This window comes from uncultured Vibrio sp., from assembly GCF_947488985.1.
Lineage (GTDB): Bacteria > Pseudomonadota > Gammaproteobacteria > Enterobacterales > Vibrionaceae > Vibrio.
Map to the genome: position 1 here is coordinate 1 of NZ_CANLBV010000326.1, position 375 is coordinate 375.

At 47.5% G+C, this 375-nt stretch carries 1 protein-coding gene; it reads left to right on the forward strand.

The annotated features are described in order from the left end of the window. The first annotated feature begins 34 nt into the window (after positions 1-34). Entirely contained in the window at positions 35-316 is a 282-nt protein-coding gene (locus tag Q1A70_RS20540; protein ID WP_299695618.1) for a hypothetical protein, read from the forward strand. Positions 317-375 lie beyond the last annotated feature (59 nt).

Sequence of the window (375 nt, forward strand, 5' to 3'; positions counted from 1 at the left end):
TTGTTCGCCCTGATTTAGTGTAAGGGGGTGACTTTTGGCTTTTTGGGATGATTTAACTGAATTCGGCTCTGGCCTTTTGGATGACGTTGGCGAAGGTATGGGTAACTTGATTGATACCGCCACCAAAGATGATCACTCTACTAACTCAGGGACGACACAGCAGCCCCAACAGCCAGTGAAAGATAATCACGGCAATGCGGTAACAGGTTTACCGCAAACCCAAATCCAACCGATAGACAAAACCTTGTTGTATGTCGGTGGTGGTTTGGGAGCCGCGTTATTGCTTACGGTGTTGGTTATAGCAGTGAAAAAATAAGGGGGAAGCATGCCGTTAATTGTGCTTCTTCCTTTGGTAGCAGGTGGCGTTGGGTTTGG